Origin of the sequence: Streptomyces gobitricini, assembly GCF_039532985.1 — a bacterium.
GTDB classification, from domain to species: Bacteria; Actinomycetota; Actinomycetes; order Streptomycetales; family Streptomycetaceae; genus Streptomyces; species Streptomyces gobitricini.
Genome location: NZ_BAAASR010000020.1, coordinates 121,057 through 136,451 on the forward strand (window position 1 = coordinate 121,057; position 15,395 = coordinate 136,451).

Annotated in this window: 11 protein-coding genes; 6 read left to right on the forward strand and 5 right to left on the reverse strand. The window is 72.6% G+C overall.

Translation table 11 applies throughout. From position 1 onward, the window contains the following. Positions 1-60 precede the first annotated feature (60 nt). From ABD347_RS19090 to ABD347_RS19105, 4 genes are all read left to right on the forward strand, one after another. On the forward strand, positions 61-924 hold the full coding sequence (locus tag ABD347_RS19090; RefSeq protein WP_344362845.1) for an SCO6745 family protein: 864 nt from the start codon (positions 61-63) through the stop codon (positions 922-924). 122 nt (positions 925-1,046) lie between these two features. After that, positions 1,047-1,178, forward strand: coding sequence for an LPFR motif small protein (locus ABD347_RS19095; protein ID WP_344362847.1), 132 nt, complete (start codon positions 1,047-1,049; stop codon positions 1,176-1,178). Positions 1,179-1,263: 85 nt separating this feature from the next. Continuing rightward, on the forward strand, positions 1,264-3,693 hold the full coding sequence (locus tag ABD347_RS19100) for a Tex family protein (protein WP_344362850.1): 2,430 nt from the start codon (positions 1,264-1,266) through the stop codon (positions 3,691-3,693). A gap of 237 nt (positions 3,694-3,930) precedes the next feature. Continuing rightward, positions 3,931-4,764, forward strand: coding sequence for a pectate lyase (locus ABD347_RS19105; RefSeq protein ID WP_344362852.1), 834 nt, complete (start codon positions 3,931-3,933; stop codon positions 4,762-4,764). 78 nt (positions 4,765-4,842) lie between these two features. Here ABD347_RS19105 and ABD347_RS19110 read toward each other — a convergent pair whose 3' ends face one another. From ABD347_RS19110 to ABD347_RS19130, 5 genes are all read right to left on the reverse strand, one after another. Beyond that, positions 4,843-6,495: an ABC-F family ATP-binding cassette domain-containing protein gene (locus ABD347_RS19110; RefSeq protein ID WP_344362855.1), complete on the reverse strand. Its 1,653-nt coding sequence runs from the start codon at positions 6,493-6,495 to the stop codon at positions 4,843-4,845. 42 nt (positions 6,496-6,537) lie between these two features. Further along, on the reverse strand, positions 6,538-7,071 hold the full coding sequence (locus ABD347_RS19115; protein WP_344362857.1) for a GNAT family N-acetyltransferase: 534 nt from the start codon (positions 7,069-7,071) through the stop codon (positions 6,538-6,540). 130 nt (positions 7,072-7,201) lie between these two features. Continuing rightward, on the reverse strand, positions 7,202-8,962 hold the full coding sequence (locus tag ABD347_RS19120; RefSeq protein ID WP_344362943.1) for a BCCT family transporter: 1,761 nt from the start codon (positions 8,960-8,962) through the stop codon (positions 7,202-7,204). 110 nt (positions 8,963-9,072) lie between these two features. Further along, entirely contained in the window at positions 9,073-10,365 is a 1,293-nt protein-coding gene (locus ABD347_RS19125) for a M14 family metallopeptidase (protein WP_344362860.1), read from the reverse strand. Then, a complete protein-coding gene (locus tag ABD347_RS19130; RefSeq protein WP_344362862.1) occupies positions 10,362-12,341 on the reverse strand; it encodes a Xaa-Pro dipeptidyl-peptidase in 1,980 nt (659 codons plus the stop codon). Before ABD347_RS19130 ends, ABD347_RS19125 begins: the two co-directional genes overlap by 4 nt. Before the next feature lie 232 nt (positions 12,342-12,573). Here ABD347_RS19130 and ABD347_RS19135 point away from each other — a divergent pair, with 232 nt between their 5' ends. Both ABD347_RS19135 and ABD347_RS19140 read left to right on the forward strand, forming a co-directional pair. Then, positions 12,574-14,187, forward strand: coding sequence for a M1 family metallopeptidase (locus ABD347_RS19135; protein WP_344362865.1), 1,614 nt, complete (start codon positions 12,574-12,576; stop codon positions 14,185-14,187). A gap of 149 nt (positions 14,188-14,336) precedes the next feature. Then, on the forward strand, positions 14,337-15,386 hold the full coding sequence (locus ABD347_RS19140) for a LacI family DNA-binding transcriptional regulator (RefSeq protein WP_344362946.1): 1,050 nt from the start codon (positions 14,337-14,339) through the stop codon (positions 15,384-15,386). The last annotated feature ends 9 nt before the right edge of the window (positions 15,387-15,395 follow it).

Here is a 15,395-nt window from a genome sequence, read left to right on the forward strand (position 1 = left end):
CCTTTCCTGCCATCGCCCCCACCCCTTACCGACGTACCAACCAGTCGGTAACCTGCTGGTATGACGACTCTGCCGCCGCGCGCCGGACGCCGCTGCCACAACGCCCTGAACCCGCTCCACTCGACCGTCTACTTCTCGCCGGACTTCGCCAAGGAGCTGGCGGCACTCGGGGTGACGGACTCCGGCGCCGCGTACTTCGCCGGCCGCGCCGCCGCCATGGGCGCGGTCGGCCCCGGGGTCGTGACGGCGTCCTTCTACAACTTCAGCCACGAACTCGTCGCCCGCCATCTGCCGGCCGTCTGGGACACCGCCTCCCCCGAGGCCGTGCTCGCCGCCCGGCTGCGAGCGGCCGACACCACCCTGCGGCGGCTGCTCGGCGACGCGGCGGTCACCTCGGACGAGATGGCGGAGGCCGCCCGGCTCGCCCTGCGGGCCGCCGAGGGGTGCACCCGCCACGCCCGGCCGCTGTACGCCGCGCACGCCGACCTCCCGGTGCCCGAGGAACCGCACCTGGCGTACTGGCACGCGGCGACGCTGCTGCGCGAGCACCGCGGCGACGCCCACCTGGTCGCGCTGCTGTCCGCCGGGCTCGACCCGCTGGAGGCCCTCGTCAGCCACACCGCCACCGGCAAGGGCATGGCACCCCGCTGGATCCTCGCCACCCGAGGCTGGCGGCGCGCCGACTGGGACGCGGCGGCGGAGCGGCTGCGCGGCCGGGGCCTGCTGGACGAGCGGGGCGAGCTGACGAGCGCGGGTTCCGCCCTGCGCGCCGAGCTCGAGGACCACACGGACCGCCTGGACGCCGCTCCGTACGAGCACCTCGGCGCGGCGGACGTGGAGCGGCTCACCGAGCTGGGGCGGGGCTTCCTCGGCGCGGCCGTGGCGGCGGGCGCGTTCCCGCAGGACCTGGCGGGCAAGGGCTGAAGCCGGCGGCCGCAGGACCCCCGCGGCGGGCTCCGGTGGAAGGCTCCGGTGCAGCGGTGACGTTTCGGCGCGGGGGCGGCGGCAATCCGCACAGGGCAACCGACAGCACATGGAGGTGCCCCTTGCGTACGATCGCAGACTTCTTCCGCATGATCGGCTCGGCCGTCGCCACCGTCGTCACCCTGCCGTTCCGGCTGCTGGCACGGCTCTTCGGCGGGGCCTCGCACGGCGGGGGGCGGGCACGCCGCGCCTGATGACGGGGCAGACGGACACGTCGCACGGTGACCCGGCAGAATGCAACCTCAAGCTGGCAGGCACGAGAAGGCGAGTCGGGACACCGTGACGACGTCCATCGAAGGCAGGATCGCCGAGGAGCTCGGCGTACGTGAGCGGCAGGTGAAGGCGGCCGTCGAGCTGCTCGACGGCGGGTCGACCGTCCCGTTCATCGCGCGCTACCGCAAGGAAGCGACCGAGATGCTCGACGACGCGCAGCTGCGCACGCTCGAGGAGCGGCTGCGCTACCTGCGGGAGCTGGAGGACCGGCGGTCCGCCATCCTCGACTCCGTACGCGAACAGGGCAAGCTCACCGAGGAGCTGGAGGCCCGCCTCCTCGCCGCCGACACCAAGGCGCGGCTGGAGGACATCTACCTGCCGTTCAAGCCCAAGCGGCGCACCAAGGCGCAGATCGCCCGGGAGGCCGGGCTGGAGCCGCTGGCCGACGGGCTGCTCGCCGACCCGTCGGTGGAACCGCTCGCCGCGGCCGCCGCGTTCGTCGACGCCGGCAAGGGTGTCGCGGACCCGGCCGCCGCGCTGGACGGCGCCCGCGCCATCCTCACCGAACGGTTCTCGGAGGACGCCGACCTGATCGGCGAGGTGCGCGAGCGGATGTGGACGCGCGGGCGGCTGGCCGCCAGGGTGCGCGAGGGCAAGGAGGAGGCGGGCGCGAAGTTCGCCGACTACTTCGACTTCGCCGAGCCTTTCACCGAGCTGCCCTCGCACCGGGTGCTGGCGATGCTGCGCGGCGAGAAGGAGGAGGTGCTCGACCTGGTCCTCGAACCCGAGGAGCCGGTCGAGGGCCCCTCGTCGTACGAGGCGATCATCGCCTCCCGGTTCGGGATCTCCCAGCAGGGCCGGCCCGGCGACAAGTGGCTCGGCGAGACGGTCCGGTGGGCGTGGCGCACCCGGATCCTCGTCCATCTCGGCATCGACCTGCGGCTGCGGCTGCGGACGGCGGCGGAGGACGAGGCGGTACGGGTCTTCGCGGCGAACCTGCGGGACCTGCTGCTCGCCGCGCCCGCCGGGACGCGGGCGACGCTCGGGCTCGACCCCGGCTTCCGTACGGGCGTGAAGGTGGCCGTCGTGGACGCGACCGGCAAGGTCGTCGCGACCGACACGATCTACCCGCACGTGCCCGCCAACAAGTGGGACCAGGCGCTGGCCACTCTGGCGCGGCTCGCCGAGGAGCACGCGGTCGAGCTGGTCGCCATCGGCAACGGCACGGCGTCGCGCGAGACCGACAAGCTGGCGGCCGAGCTCATCGCGAAGCACCCGGAGCTGAAGCTCACCAAGGTGATGGTGTCGGAGGCGGGCGCGTCGGTGTACTCGGCGTCGGCGTTCGCCTCGCAGGAGCTGCCGGAACTCGACGTGTCGCTGCGCGGCGCCGTCTCGATCGCGCGTCGGCTCCAGGACCCGCTCGCGGAGCTGGTCAAGATCGACCCGAAGTCGATCGGTGTCGGCCAGTACCAGCACGACCTGTCCGAACTGAAGCTGTCCCGGTCCCTGGACGCGGTGGTCGAGGACTGTGTGAACGGTGTCGGTGTCGACGTCAACACCGCCTCGGCGCCGCTGCTTTCACGGGTGTCGGGGATCGGGGCGGGCCTCGCCGAGAACATCGTGGCGCACCGGGACGCCAACGGCCCGTTCCGGTCGCGCAAGGCGCTCAAGGACGTGGCGAGGCTGGGCCCGAAGGCGTACGAGCAGTGCGCGGGCTTCCTGCGGATCCGGGGCAGCGACGACCCGCTGGACGCGTCCAGCGTCCACCCGGAGGCGTACCCGGTGGTGCGGCGGATGGTGAAGACGACCGGCGGCGAGGTCGCTTCGCTGATCGGCAACACGTCGGTGCTGCGGTCGCTGCGGGCGGACGATTTCGTGGACGAGACGTTCGGCCTGCCGACGGTCACCGACATCCTGCGCGAGCTGGAGAAGCCGGGGCGCGACCCGCGGCCCGCGTTCAGGACCGCCACGTTCAAGGAGGGCGTCGAGAAGATCGGCGACCTGGAGGCCGGCATGGTGCTGGAGGGCGTGGTGACCAATGTCGCCGCCTTCGGTGCCTTCGTCGACGTCGGTGTGCACCAGGACGGGCTCATCCATGTGTCGGCGATGTCCCGGAACTTCGTCAAGGACCCGCGCGAGGTGGTGAAGCCGGGCGACGTGGTGAAGGTCAAGGTGCTGGACGTGGACATCCCGCGCAAGCGGATCTCCTTGACGCTGCGGCTGGACGACACCGCCGAGTCCGGCACCGGCTCCGGCTCCGGCGCGCCCAGGCGCGAGCGGGGCGGGCGGCCGCCCCAGCAGCGGCAGGGCGGCGGGGGCACCGGCGGAGGTGGTGCCGGCGGCCGGGACGAGCGGCGCGGCGCGGGCTCCGGCGGCGCGAGGGGCGGCGGGCGCCCGTCCCCGGCCCCCGCGCCCGCCAACAGTGCCATGGCGGACGCCCTGCGCAAGGCGGGCCTGCTGGGCGGCGGCGAGGGGAAGTCCGGCCGCGGCCGCTGAGGTGCGGTGACCCGCTCGCCGGACCGGCCCCCGGGGGTTCCCGGGGGCCGGTCCGGCGAGCGGGCGCGCGGACGCCGGGCGGCGGGCCGCGTTGGGCTCGGTGGGCTCGGTGGGCTCGGTGGGCTCGGTGGGCGAGCGTGCGGGAAGCGCGGGAAAAAATCGGCGCGGGCGGCAACCTTCCCCGGGTGGGCGGCGACCTGAGGGGGCAAGACATCCCCCCGAGAAGGAACACCTCACGTGAGTACCCCCACACAACGGCCGGCGCGGCACCGCCGCGAGGTCACCAAGAAGCGGGCCCTCATCGGCTCGGCCACCGCTCTGGCCCTGACCGGCGGCGCCCTCCTCGGCACCGGCCTGCTCGCCCCGGCCGGCGCCGCCACCCCCTGGCCCTCCGCCCAGGGCAAGCCGGTCCCGGTGCCCGAGACCATCCAGGTCTCGGGCGTCCACGACGGAAAGATGCAGCGCTACGTCGGCAGCGGCAAGCTGGGCGGCGGCGGCCAGGACGAGGACCAGGACCCGCTGTTCAAGCTGAAGGACGGGGCGGTCCTGAAGAACGTCGTCCTCGGCTCACCGGCCGCCGACGGAGTGCACTGCGCGGGCACCTGCACCCTGGAGAACGTGTGGTGGGAGGACGTCGGCGAGGACGCCGCGACCTTCAAGGGCACGTCCCCGTCGGCCACGTACACGGTCAAGGGCGGTGGCGCGCGGAAGGCATCCGACAAGGTGCTGCAGTTCAACGGCGCCGGCAAGCTGACCGTCACCGGCTTCCAGGTGTCGGACTTCGGCAAGCTGGTGCGCACCTGCGGCAACTGCGGCAAGCAGTACAAGCGCACCGTCGTCATCAGCGACGTGGACATCACCGCGCCCGGCAAGTCCATCGTCGGCATCAACGCCAACTACGGCGACACCGCGACCCTGAGCAAGGTGCGCGTCACCGGCGACAGCAAGAAGAAGATGAAGGTGTGCACCCGGTTCCAGGGCAACAACACCGGTAAGGAGCCCAAGGAGCTCGGCAGCGGGCCCGACGGCAAGCACTGCCTCTACAAGGCGTCCGACATCACCTACAAGTGACGGCGCCCCCGGCGTCTCGCTGACCGTGCCGTGGGCCCCGCGAGGAACGTCTCGCGGGGCCCACCCATGGTCCGTGCCCTATGGACCCGCCACCGTCTCGGTGACCTTGCCGTCGGCCACCTCGACGCGGCGGGTGGTGCGGACCGCGTCGAGCATGCGCCGGTCGTGGGTGACCAGGAGCAGGGTGCCGGTGTACGCGTCGAGGGCCGACTCGAGCTGCTCGATGGCCGGCAGGTCCAGGTGGTTGGTCGGCTCGTCGAGGACCAGCAGGTTCACGCCCCGGCCCTGGAGCAGGGCGAGAGCGGCACGGGTGCGTTCGCCCGGCGAGAGGGAGGTCGCCGAGCGCGTCACGTGGTGGGCCTTGAGGCCGAACTTGGCCAGCAGGGTGCGTACGTCGGCCGGCTCGGTGTCGGGGACCGCGGCGCAGAACGCGTCCATCAGGGACTCCTCGCCGTGGAACAGCTTGCGGGCCTGGTCCACCTCCCCGACGACGACGCCCGAGCCGAGGGAGGCGTGGCCCGCGTCCAGCGGGAGACGGCCCAGGAGGGCGGCGAGCAGGGTGGACTTGCCCGCGCCGTTGGCGCCGGTGATGGCGACCCGGTCGGCCCAGTCGATCTGGAGCGAGGCGGGGCCGAAGCGGAAGTCGCCGCGGACGGCCTGGGCGTCGCGCAGGGTCGCCACGACCGCGCCGGACCGGGGCGCGGCGGCGATCTCCATCCGCAGCTCCCACTCCTTGCGGGGCTCGTCGACCACGTCGAGCCGCTCGATCATGCGTTGCGTCTGCCGGGCCTTGGCCGCCTGCTTCTCGCTCGCCTCGCTGCGGAACTTGCGGCCGATCTTGTCGTTGTCGTTGCCGGCCTTGCGGCGGGCGTTCTTGACGCCCTTGTCCATCCACGAGCGCTGCGTCTGGGCGCGGCCTTCGAGGGCGGCCTTCTTGTCCGCGTACTCCTCGAACTCCTCGCGGGCGTGCCTGCGGGCGGTCTCCCGCTCCTCGAGGTAGGCCTCGTAGCCGCCCCCGTACAGCCGGGTCCGCTGCTGCGCCAGGTCCAGTTCGAGGACCTTGGTGACGGTACGGGCGAGGAACTCGCGGTCGTGGCTGATGACGACCGTCCCGGCGCGCAGCCCCTGCACGAAGCGCTCCAGGCGCTCCAGGCCGTCCAGGTCGAGGTCGTTGGTCGGCTCGTCGAGCAGGAACACGTCGTAGCGGGAGAGGAGCAGCGAGGCGAGGCCGGCGCGGGCGGCCTGACCGCCGGAGAGGGACGTCATCGGCCGGTCGAGCCCGACGGTCAGGCCGAGGGAGTCGGTGACCTCCTCGGCGCGCTCGTCGAGGTCGGCGCCGCCGAGGTCCAGCCAGCGTTCCAGGGTGGTGGCGTACGCGTCGTCGGCGCCGGGCGTGCCGTCGACCAGGCCCTGGGTGGCGGCGTCCATGGCGGCCTGGGCGGCGGCGACGCCGGTGCGGCGGGCGAGGAAGCCGCGTACGGTCTCCCCTTCGCGGCGCTCCGGCTCCTGCGGGAGGTGGCCGACGGTGGCGGTGGGGGGCGACAGGCGCAGCCCGCCGTGCTCGGGGGTGTCGAGCCCGGCGAGCAGCCGCAGCAGCGTCGACTTGCCGGCACCGTTCACGCCGACGAGGCCGATCACGTCACCGGGCGCGACGACGAGGTCGAGGCCGGAGAAGAGGGAGCGTTCGCCGTGGCCGGCGGCGAGGTCCTTGGCGACGAGGGTGGCAGTCATCAGGGGGTCGATCCTAGGCCAGAGGGGGTCCGGCGGACCGGCTCAGCCCTGGTACTCGGTGAGGTCGATGGCGTGGACGTGCAGCGGAACGCCGTGCACCGGGTGGGTCGTCTCGCGTTCGGGCGCCATGCCGAGCTTGCGCATGACGTTCTCGGCGGCGTCGTTGCCCAGCCGGGCGATGCTCACCACCCGGTCGAGACCACGGTCCTGAAGCGCGAACTCCAGCACGGCGTGGGCGGCCTCGGAGGCGTACCCCTGGCCCCAGAACGGACGGCCCAGGCGCCAGACGATCTCGACGGCCGGCAGTACCTCGGGCAGGTACTCGGGCACGGACAGACCCGCGAAGCCGATCAGCTCGCCCGAGGCGAGGAGTTCGACGGCGAAGAGCCCGAAGCCCTCCTCGTCCCACTCCTCCTCCCACCGTTCGATGTCCTCGGCCGTCTCCTCCAGGTCGCGGACGGAGCCGTCGCCGATCCAGCGCATCACCTCGGGGTCCGCGTCGATCTCGGCCATGGGGAGGAGGTCGTCGTCGCGCCAGCGGCGCAGGAGGAGGCGGGGGGTGAGGATCTCGGTCATGGCGCCATCCTCGCCGATGAAGGGTTCGCGACGTGAATCGGCCACGGCCCCGGCCCGGTGGCCGCCCCCTGGTCCGGTGGCCTCCACCTTGTCCGGGGCCGGGGCCATCGCCGTCCGGCGGACGGACCGGTCAGCGCGGCGTCCCGTCCGCCCCCGGGCCGGATCCGGGCTCCGTTTCCGGGTCCCGGGCGGGGGGCGGCTCGGCGCCGGATCCCCGTCCGGGGGCCTCGTCGCGGATCGGGCCGATACGGATCTCGAAGTCGCCCGCGTACTTCTCGTGGCCCGCGATCACTGCCTCCTCCACGGCCTCCTCGGCGAGTTCACCGCGCACGATCAGCGGGTCCCTGCGCAGGTCCCGCATGAGGGACCAGCACATGCCGATCATGACCAGGACGAACGGAGCGGCGACGAGGATCGTCAGGTGCTGCAGGCCCGCGAGCGCGTCACCCTTGCCCTCCCCGACGAGCAGCATCACGGCCGCCACGCCACCGGTCACCACGCCCCAGAAGATGACGATGAACCGGGCGGGTTCGAAGGTGCCCTTCTGGGAGAGGGTGCCCATCACGATCGACGCGGCGTCGGCACCGGAGACGAAGAAGATGCCGACCAGGATCATCACCAGGAGGCTCATCACCCCGGCGACCGGGAACTCCTGGAGCACGCCGAAGAGCTGGGCCTCGGGCGTGGTCGCGTTCCCGAGCTCCCCGCGCTCCTGGAGGTGCATGGCCGTACCGCCGAAGACGGCGAACCAGACGAGGCTCACGGTGCTGGGGACCAGGATGACGCCGCCGACGAACTGCCGGATCGTCCGGCCCCGGCTGATGCGGGCGATGAACATACCGACGAACGGCGTCCACGAGATCCACCAGGCCCAGTAGAAGACGGTCCAGCTGCTGAGCCAGTCGGCGACGTCACCGCCGCCGGTGGCCGCCTCGGTGCGGCCGATCAACTGGGGCAGTTCGTCGAAGTACGACGCGAGCGAGGTGGGGATCAGGTCGAGGACGAGGATGGTGGGTCCGGCGACGAAGACGAAGAGCGCGAGGATGATGGCCAGGACCATGTTGGTGTTGGAGAGCCACTGGATGCCCCGCTCGACACCGGACACGGCGGAGAAGACGAAGCAGACCGTCAGCACGCCGATGATGGCGACCAGCAGCCCGGTCCCGGCCCTCTCCAGCCATCCCACCTCGTTCATCCCGCTGCCGATCTGGAGCGCGCCGAGCCCGAGGGAGGTCGCGGAGCCGAAGAGCGTGGCGAAGATCGCCAGGATGTCGATCACCCGGCCGGGGACGCCGTCCGCCCGCTTCCTGCCGATGAGCGGGACGAAGACGGCGCTGATCGTCTGCCGCCGGCGGCGCCGGAAGGTGCTGTACGCGATGGCCAGGCCGACCACCGCGTAGATGGCCCAGGGGTGCAGGGTCCAGTGGAAGAGGGTGGTGGCGAGCGCCGTCTGCATGGCGTCCGCCGAGTCGGCGGGGTCGGTGCCCGGCGGCGGGGTGGTGTAGTGGGCGAGGGGTTCGCTGACGCCGTAGAACATCAGGCCGATGCCCATTCCGGCGCTGAACATCATGGCGACCCAGGAGACGGTGCTGAACTCGGGCTTCTCGTGCTCCTGACCCAGCTCGATCCGGCCGTACCGGCTGACGGCGAGCCAGAGCGCGAAGACGACGAACCCCGAGGCGGCCAGGACGAACGCCCAGCCGCCGTGGTGCATCAGACCGTTGAGCATGGAGTCGGAGATGTTCTCCAGCGACTTCGTGGCGGAGGCGCCCCAGACCACGAAGGCCAAGGTGAGCACGGCCGTCACACCGAACACCACCCGGTCGGTGACGGGTGGTTGGTCCTCGTGGGGGTGGCGGCCCGGGAGGGCCGCCTTCACCGGCAGGCGCATCCGTTGCCCCGGTTTACGTTGCTCCTGAGACACAGGCGGCACCTTTCGCGATCATGGCCGGATTTAGCTGCTGCTACCCCCCTACCATGTCGCGTATGCCTGTCCCGGGATCAACAGGCCTCGACCGGCCTCCCTTCTGCGAGGTGATAGGCCGCGCGGGTGTCGAGGAGGAGAGGGACGAGGGCCCGCCGGGACTGGCGCAGCGGTACGAAGGCTCCGTCGCCGTCCGTCCGGACGGTCACCCCGTGCAGCGCCAGCTCGTCCTTGAGGTCCGCGTACTGGGCCGGGTCGAGGCGGTAGCCGCAGGGCGGGTCCTGGAGCGTCTCTGCGGGTTCGGGCGGATCGTTGTCGGCACCGCCCAGGTACACCGGGCCCCGGTCGCGCAGGCCGGCGAGCCGGGCCGTGGTGGTGGCCCTCTCGATGGCGCCACGGCGGTCGCCGACGTACCCGGACAGGCCCTCCAGTGCGGCGAGCTGGGCCTCCACACGGCGCCGGTTGTTGAGGGCCGGGTCCTTCCTCTCCTCCTCGGTGAGGGGGTCGACGCGGGTTTCGACGAGCAGGCCGACGGAGTGCTTGACGCCCGCCGTGTTGCGCAGGATGCGTTCCTGGCCGTCCCCGGCCACCTGTTTGACGGGCTCTCCGGTGACGGGGTCGGTCCAGATGCCGTAGACGCCGCTGGAGAAGCCCGCCCGCTCGGCCGTGGGGCGCACGTACGACTCGGACAGGATGTGCGCCTCGCCGTGGACGCGCGCGTCGGTGTTGGGGTTGCGGGGCCAGAGCGCGAGCAGGTCCTTGTCGTAATGGGGCGGGGTGGCGCCGTACTCGTGCAGGTCGTACACGACGTCGGGTCGGTGGTCGCGGATCACGGCGGCCAGGGAGCGCGCCTCGGCGGTCGCGAGGGCGAGGTGGTCGCGGTTGATGTCGACGCCGTCGGCGTTGCCCCGGGTGCCGGCGGCGCGGCCGTCGGGATTGGCGGTCGGCACGACGAGGACGGTCGTCCGGGCCAGGAAGCGGAGGGTCGCGCGGTCCTCGGCGTACGCGAGGTCACGGACGGTGGACAGGCACGCCTCCCGGCCGGCGGGCTCGTCGCCGTGCTGGCCGCAGACGAGGAGCACGGTGTTGGTGCTGGGCACGGTGGAGATCCGTACGAGCTGGAGGGGGCGGCCCTGGCGGGTGGTGCCCGTGCGGGTCGTCGACACGCGGTCGCTCGCCCGGTCGACGGCGGTGAGGAATCGTTCCTCCTCGGCCTGGCCGGTCCAGCGGGCCCCGTCGCTGGTCTCGAAGCCCGTGCGGGGCGGGGGCGCGGGGGACGCCTGGGCGGGGGCGGTGACCAGCGGGAGGGCGAGCGCGGCGGCGGTGACGGTGACGCCGAGGGCGCGGACATGTCGGGCGCGTGGGGTCATCGGGTGCTGCCTCCGGGGATCGGCGGGACCGGGCGTGGCGTGGTGACTCCGGCCGGCGGGGCGGTGCGCGGGGCAGCCGGGTGCGCGGTGCCGGAGGTGGCGCGGAGGAAGGCGCGGACGCCGCCGACGAGAGCCAGCCGGGCCGAGGTGCGGGTCAGGTCGAGGGTGAGGGTGGGTTTCGTCGACGGAGGGCCGATCAGGTCCCGGTCGGTGCCGCCGACGACGAGGGCGAGGCGGTGGCCGGCCGGGACGACGTGGTCGGCGGCGGCGAGGTCGAGGGTGAGCGTGTGGGCCTTGCCGGGGGTGAGGGGGCGGCCCCGGTTCTCGTCGGCCCAGTTGCCGAGGTCGGCCCAGCCCCGGCTGAGGACGGTGAAACCGACGTCGGTGGTCTTCGCCTCCGTCTCCTTGAAGCAGGCGCTGTCCCCGCTCGTGCTCGCGCCCCAGCAGGTGCGCCCGGTGAGGGTGGTGATGCCTTCGCCGGCCGATCCGTAGTCGCGGATGGTGGCGGGCCCGAGGTCGACCAGCACGGCGGAGAGGTGGGCGCTGGTGGTGTTCGGGGTGGCGGTGACGGTGACGGTGGAGGAGCCGGAGAGCCGCAGGTCGCGGGTGAGCGGGCGGGAGACGAAGCCCGCCTTGGCGGGGGTGGGGGCGTCGATGTGCGCCGCCCAGTCGAGTTCGCCGAGCGTCGGGTCGTCGGTGAACGTCTCCGTCGCGCCGGGCCGGGCCGGGGTGACGCCGAGGGTCCCCACGCCCGGCGCCGCGCCCGTGCCGGGGCGCAGCGTGGTGGCGGCGGTGGCGCGCGGCGGCCAGACGCGGTCGGTGGACCACTGGTCGGGGGCGCGCTCGATGTCGGCCATCGGCTCGCGGTCGACGCCGTTGTCGTAGCCGAGCAGGTAGTGGTCGAACCAGCGGTGGAGGGTCCGTACCCAGTCGGCCCGGCGGAAGTCGAACGGGTCGACGTGCCCGGTCTGCGAGAGCCAGATCTTCCGCTCGACACCGTGTTCGGCGAGCGCGTCCCACCACTGGCCGAAGTGCTTGGCGCGGACGTTGAGGTCCTGCTGTCCGTGGACGACGAAGACGCTGGCTCTCACCTTGTGCGCGTCCTTGACGTAGTCCCTGGCGTCCCAGAGGGGAGTCCGGTCGCCGGTGCGCGGCGCGCCGTCGAGAAGGCGCTGCTGGACATGCGCGCAGCGGGTGCGGGCCTCGGGGGTGTTGACGTAGTGGGAGAGCCGGTCGGGGCCGGAGTCGTAGAGGGGGGCGCCCTGGGCGAAGTAGTAGTCGTACCAGGAGGAGATGGCGCCGATCGGGACGATGGTCCTGAGGCCCTCGACGCCGGTCGCGGCGACGCCGTTGGCGACGGTGCCGTCCCAGCTCTTGCCGATCATCCCGGTGTCGCCGGTGGACCAGCCGGTCGCACGGGCGCGTTCGGTGCCGGTACGGGTGGTGTAGGCCCGGCCCCGGCCGTTCAGCCAGTCGACGACGGCCTTGGCGGACTGGATGTCGGAGCGGCCGCCGACGTCGTCGCAGCCGTCCGAGCGGCTGGTTCCGGCCAGATCCACGGCGACGAAGGCGTAGCCGCGCGGCACGAAGTAGTTGTCGTAGTACAGCGGGAACCGGACGGGGTCGCCGTTCGCGTCGTACGTCTTCTTCTGGCTCTCGTTGCCACGCCCGCAGCAGGAGTAGTAGGGGCTGGCGTCCATGATGACCGGGACCTTCCGGCCCCGCTGGGCCGCCTCGCGCGGCCGGACGATGTCGGCGGCGACCCGGTCGGTCCTGCCGTCCCGGTCGCCGTCGAGGCCGGTGTCGACCCAGACGGACTCCCGGACCGCGTTGTCGTAGGAGTAGACGGGTCTCGATTCCCCCGACGGTGCGGCCTGCGCGCTCGCGGGTGGTACCACGGCGGCCATCAGGGCGGCTGTGGCGGCCATCGCCAGGGCTCTGCTCGACATGGGGGTTCTCCGCGCACGTATCGGCATGGGCGGAAGGTACACGGGCCAACTGCCGTACGACAGAGGGCACTACGGGTCCACAGGTGACCCGGGGGGCGGTGATGTCGCCGCCGCGCTCGACCAGGATCCCGGGGTGGACGGATGTCCATGTCGGCCATCCGGCGACGGCGCGACCGCTGGTGCCATGGACATGACCGAGCCGTGAGGGGCTGAATGGCCTCCGAGAGATCTTCCGTCCACACGACTTGGAGAGCTTGGCGTGCACCGCAGACTGATCGTCCCGAGCGCACTCACGGCCTCGCTGCTGCTGGCGATCCCGGCATCGGCGGCCGACTACGCCCCGGGCGCCCCGGGTGTCGGCGACCCCTACTACCCGGCCAGCGGCAACGGCGGGTACGACGTGTCGCACTACGACCTGCGCCTGAAGTACCAGCCGGAGACCGACCTGCTGGAGGGGACGGCGACGATCATCGCCACCACCACGCAGAACCTGTCCCGGTTCAACCTCGACCTCGGCCTGGAGACGAGCGAGGTGCGGGTCAACGGCAGGAAGGCGCGGTTCGCCGCCACCGGCGACCACGAGCTGGAGATCACCCCGGCCACGCCGCTGGAGAAGAACCGGCCGGTCTCGGTCGTCGTACGGTACGCGGGCAAGCCGTCCGAGCTGAGGATCGGCGGCTGGACCGCGTGGCACCGCACGCCCGACGGCGGAGTGGCGGCGCAGGAACCGGACTCGGCCGTCTGGTGGTTCCCGTCGAACGACCACCCGCTGGACAAGGCGACGTACGACGTCTCGGTCTCCGTGCCGGACGGGACACAGGCCATCAGCAACGGCGTCCTGCGGTCGCGGTCGTCGCGGCTCGGCTGGACCCGGTTCAACTGGCGCTCCGCCAAACCGCAGGCGACCTACCTCGCCACGCTGGCGGTGGGCAGGTTCGACATCATCACGGACAAGACCGACAAGGGCCTGCCCGTCCTCAACGCGTACAGCGAGGACCTCGGCGACAACGCGGGCGCGGCACGGGCCAGCGTCGAGCGCACGGCGGAGGTCGCCGAGTGGCTGGAGGAGGTCTTCGGACCGTACCCCTTCGACGCCCTCGGCGGTTACGTGCCGAACGTGACCAGCGGTTACGCGCTGGAGACGCAGACGCGGCCGTTCTACAGCCCCCGCCAGTTCGCGAACGGGGCGAACGTGTCGGTGGTCGTGCACGAGCTGGCGCACCAGTGGTACGGCGACAGCGTGTCCGTCGACGGGTGGAAGGACATCTGGGTCAACGAGGGCTTCGCCCGCTACAGCCAGTGGCTGTGGTCGGAGAAGGAGGGCGAGGGCACGGCGCAGGAACTGGCGGACTACGTGTACGCGCAGCACCCGGCCGACGACCCGTTCTGGACGGTCAGGCCGGGCGACCCCGGCCCGGAGAACCAGTTCCACCTCGCCGTGTACGACCGGGGCGCGCTGGCCCTGCAGGCGCTGCGGAACGAGATCGGTGACGAGGACTTCTTCGCCGTCCTCAAGGGCTGGCCGACCGAGCACGCGTACGGCAACGCCAGGGTGGCCGACTTCGTCAAGTACGCGGAGCGCGTCTCGGGCAAGCCGCTCACCGGGCTGTTCGACACCTGGCTGTACCAGCCGTCCAGGCCGGCGGCACCCGCCGCGGCCGAGTCGCGGATCGCGCGCCCGGCGACCGCGGCGGAGCCGGTCCGGCCGGAGTCGTGGCAGAAGATCGCCGCGACCAACACGATCCACGACCACAGCGACCGCGACCACGACCGCGACCACGACCACGACCACGACAGCGACAGCGACAGCGACAGCGACAGCGACAGCGACAGCGACCACAACGGCCCCGCCGGTCACCGTCACGGTCGCTGAGGGGCGCGCGCGGGTGCCGTCGTCCCGCGGGCTCGGGGCGGCGGCACCACCACCGACGGGCAGAGAGCGCTCTCAGGCGACCGGCCGACCGGCTACCCTGCTGCTGTACACAGCATTCGCCGCGCCGCCGAGGAGCCTCCTTGTCCACCATGCCCGAACCGGCCCCCGGCTCCCGCCCCACCCTGGAAGCCGTCGCGGCACGTGCCGGGGTCTCACGGGCGACGGTCTCCCGTGTCGTGAACGGTGGCGCGGGCGTCCGGCAGGCTCTGGTGGACAAGGTACGGCGCGCGGTCGAGGAGCTCGGCTACGTCCCGAACCACGCGGCCCGCACCCTGGTGACCCGGCGCAACGGCGCGGTGGCGGTGATCATCGCCGAGCCGGAGTTCCGGGTGTTCTCCGACCCCTTCTTCGAGCAGCAGGTACGGGGCATCAGCCGCGAGCTGACGGCGCACGACTCGCAGCTGGTGCTGCTCTGGGTGGAGGGGCCGGGCGACTACGACCGGATCGGCCGGTACCTGGGCGGGGGCCATGTCGACGGCGCGCTCGCCTTCTCGGTGCACAACGACGACGAGCTGCCCTCCATCATCCGGCGGGCGCAGGTTCCGGCGGTGTTCGGCGGGCGACCCGGCTGGCCGGGCGCGACGGCCGGTCTCGCCGTGCCGTACGTCGACTGCGACAACCGGGGCGGCGCCCGCGAGGCCGTGCGGCACCTGCTGTCCCTGGGACGCGAGCGCGTCGCGCACATCGCCGGCCCGCACGACCAGACCTCGGCCATGGACCGGATCGACGGATACCGGGACGTCCTGCTGGACGCCGGTCCGGGGCTGATCGCGCAGGGCGACTTCACCGAGGAGAGCGGGGCCCGCGCGATGGCGGAGCTGCTGGAGCGGCGGCCGGACCTGGACGCGGTGTTCGCCGCCAACGACCTGATGGCGTCCGGCGCGCTGCGGGTGCTGCGCGAGCGGGGGCTGCGGGTGCCCGAGGACGTGGCACTGGTCGGTTTCGACGACATGACGTCCATCGCGGAGGCCACCGACCCGCCGCTGACCACCGTCCGTCAGGACATCGAGGGCATGGGCCGGCTGATGGTACGGCTGCTGACACGCGTCCTGAACGCGCAGGAGGCCGAGCCCGGAGCGGGCAGCGCCCCGGGCTCGGTGATCACTCCTACGGAACTGGTGCGGCGGGCGTCGGCCTAGCCCAGGGGC

What these genes read in the sequence shown, in the direction of transcription:
- ABD347_RS19090 (WP_344362845.1), top strand. Translation starts at nt 61, where the DNA reads ATGACGACTCTGCCGCCGCGCGCCGGACGCCGCTGCCACAACGCCCTG.
- ABD347_RS19110 (WP_344362855.1), bottom strand. Translation starts at nt 6,495, where the DNA reads ATGACTGCCACCCTCGTCGCCAAGGACCTCGCCGCCGGCCACGGCGAA.
- ABD347_RS19115 (WP_344362857.1), bottom strand. Translation starts at nt 7,071, where the DNA reads ATGACCGAGATCCTCACCCCCCGCCTCCTCCTGCGCCGCTGGCGCGAC.
- ABD347_RS19120 (WP_344362943.1), bottom strand. Translation starts at nt 8,962, where the DNA reads ATGCGCCTGCCGGTGAAGGCGGCCCTCCCGGGCCGCCACCCCCACGAG.
- ABD347_RS19125 (WP_344362860.1), bottom strand. Translation starts at nt 10,365, where the DNA reads ATGACCCCACGCGCCCGACATGTCCGCGCCCTCGGCGTCACCGTCACC.
- ABD347_RS19130 (WP_344362862.1), bottom strand. Translation starts at nt 12,341, where the DNA reads ATGCCGATACGTGCGCGGAGAACCCCCATGTCGAGCAGAGCCCTGGCG.
- ABD347_RS19140 (WP_344362946.1), top strand. Translation starts at nt 14,337, where the DNA reads ATGCCCGAACCGGCCCCCGGCTCCCGCCCCACCCTGGAAGCCGTCGCG.